Here is a 2,652-nt window from a genome sequence, read left to right on the forward strand (position 1 = left end):
GCGCGGCCTTGGTGGGCGCAGGGGAGGKCTTCGGCTTCTTCGTCGCCCTGGGCTCGTTCTTCTCCGCGTCCCTCTTCTCCTTGGCCTTCCTCTCGCTCTTGCTCTTGCCCGGCGACGGCTTCGCCGAGGGCGACGCGGAGCGCTTGGGGGAGGGCGAGGCGCTCCGTGTGGTCCGCTCGGCGGTGGGATCGGCCGGGACGGCGGCGGTGGCCTTGCCGCTGTCGTCGGTGTCGGGGCCCGTGAGCAGGTGCACCGCCGCGCCCCCGGCGACGAGCGCGGCGACCGCCGCGGCCACCCCGGCCGTCCTGCGCTGCCGCTTGGCGCGGGCGCGGCGGGCGAGGGCGCGCGCGGAGACGGGGGCGCCGGGCGCGCCCTGGGCGGAACCGACCATGACCAGGCCGGGGCGGGTGACCGCGCCGGTCAGCGCGGCCCCCACGGGCACCAGCGCCAGTGCCACGAGGAGGCGCTCGGCGGGCACCAGGTTCGACCAGTGGTCCGTGCAGACCGCGCAGTCACGGGCGTGGCGCGCGAGACGCTTGCGCCAGAGGGCGGAGGGCACGCCGTCCCACCCGGCGGCTATCTGCCCGAGGCCCACGCACCGCGGCTCGGCCGCCAGGGCACGGACCACCACGCGGCTGCTCTCCAGCTGCGCCTTCATCCGCTGCACCCGCACCGCCGCGTGCTGCGGGGTCAGTTCGAGCGCCTCGGCGACCTCCGCCCGGGTCAGCTCGCCCGCGGACTCCAGCCACCACAGCGACAGCAGGGCCCGGTCGTCCTCGTCCAGCCAGCGGGTGGCCTCCGCGGTCTCCCTGCGCTGGCCCGAGAGGCCGAGCCGGGTGATGGTCAGGTCCACGAAGTCCGCGCCCGGGTCCACGACGTCGTAGCCGTCGCCCAGACCGCCGCCGCCGGGTATCGCGCCCGTGGCACGCTCCCGCCAGTGGCCGCGTATCTGGTTCATGGTGATCGCCACGAGCCAGCTCCGGAAGTTCTCCGGGTCGCGCAGACCGTCCAGCCCGCCCAGGACCCGGATCATGGTCTCCTGCACCACGTCGTCCACGTCCGCGTGCCCGTTCAGGGCCCGTCCGACGATGTTGTAGACCAGCGGCAGGTACTCCGCCACCAGGGTGTCCTGAGCCTGCTGGTTCCCGTCCTGTGCCGCTCCGACCATCGCGGCCTGGCGTTCGCTGCTCACGCTGTGTCCACTTTCTGTGTGGGGACCTGTCTCCTCCGACAGTGGGGGAGACGCGCCGCCCTCGCCCGGATAACAGAAACCGGATGGTCTAATCGCCGGCGGCCGAAAGCTCCTCGCACCGGGCCACGAGCCGGGACAGCTCGACGCGCGAGCGTACCCCGAGCAGGGCGAAGACGTTCCGCAGGTGGTGGTCGACCGTGCGCGGGCTCACCGAGAGGCGGCGGGCCACCTCGCGGTTGGTGGCGCCCTCCGCGACACAGCGGGCGATCCTGAGCTGCTGCGGGGTCAGATTCGACAGGCGCCCGCGCGGCTCGGCGGCGCGCTGCCCCGCGGCGGCCCCGGCACCGCCGGTGGCGCGCAGCTCGGCCAGCGTCTGCTCGGCCCAGGCCCGCGCGCCGCAGCGTTCGAAGGAGACCAGCGCGTCGAGCAGCCTGCCCCTGGCCTCGCCGGGGCGGCGCCTGCGGCGCAGCCACTTGCCGTACAGGAGCTGGGTGCGGGCGTGCTCGAAGTCGCCGCCCGCCAGCTCATGACGGGCGAGCGCCGCCGCGTAGAGGGCGTCGCCTTCGCCGGGGTCCGCGAGCAGCGCGTGGCAGCGGGCGAGCAGCGCCGGGGCCTGCGGATCGGCCCGCTGGGCCGCCCACTCGGCGAACTCCGCCACGCACCGCCGCGCCCGCTCGCCCTCCCCGGCGAGGACGGCCGCCTCCACGTAGCAGGGCACGGCGAGCATCCGTACCGCGAAGTGGCCGCGGCGCGGTCCCGGCCGCACCACCGGGCCGAGCCGCGCGGCGGCCTCCGGCACCCGGCCACGGCTCAGGTCGAGACGGGCCAGCGCCCACTGCGCCAGCGTCGAGGCCTGGGTGAGACCGTGCCTGCCCGCGATGCGCGCGGCGGCCGCCGCCCGTGCGGTGACCTCGTCGTCCACGCCCTCGACCGACGCCACCAGGGCGAGGATCGCGTGGTGCTGGGCGGCGACATTGCACTGCCCGGCGGCCTCGGCGGCCCGCAGCCCCTCCTCGGCGTGCGCACGGGCCCGCGCGTGCCGCCCGGCGCGCAGCTCGGCGTAGGCCAGGTACTCCAGGGCCTGCGGCACGTGGATGTCCGTGCCCCGCGAGCGCGCGGCGGCCAGTGCGCGGGCGTTGACGCGGGAGGCCGCGGCGAGGTCCCCGAGCACGAGCGCGGCGACCCCGGCGCGCAGCAGCCGCTCGGGCTCGTCGGCGCCCTCACCGTGGTCGACGACCCTGCGCAGCCCGCGGCTCGCCGCGCCGACCCGGCCGCGCATGACGACGGACATCGCGGCCCGGTACTCCTCGGCCTGCGCGTCGGCGTCGGCACCGCCCCGGTCGGCGGCGCCGGGGGCCGGGGGAGTGCCGAGCGCGGCGAGATAGGCCGTGGCGTCGCCGAGGTCCCAGGCCGCCGCCATGGCGCAGAACCGGGCCTCCCCGGCGGCCTCCGGGTCGTAC

The 2,652-nt window shown here is 76.8% G+C and carries 2 protein-coding genes; both read right to left on the reverse strand.

Annotation, left to right across the window (positions count from 1 at the left end; all coding sequences use genetic code 11):
• Positions 1-1,192, reverse strand: a 1,192-nt coding sequence (locus AB8Z36_RS36545; RefSeq protein ID WP_369217693.1) for an RNA polymerase sigma factor, incomplete at its 3' end; no start/stop codon positions are given.
• Between the two features lie 88 nt (positions 1,193-1,280).
• Positions 1,281-2,652: LuxR C-terminal-related transcriptional regulator (locus AB8Z36_RS36550; protein ID WP_369217694.1), on the reverse strand; the 1,372-nt coding region annotated here is incomplete at its 5' end.

The sequence above is a fragment of the Streptomyces flavofungini genome (assembly GCF_041028215.1).
In the GTDB taxonomy this organism is placed as follows: domain Bacteria; phylum Actinomycetota; class Actinomycetes; order Streptomycetales; family Streptomycetaceae; genus Streptomyces; species Streptomyces flavofungini_B.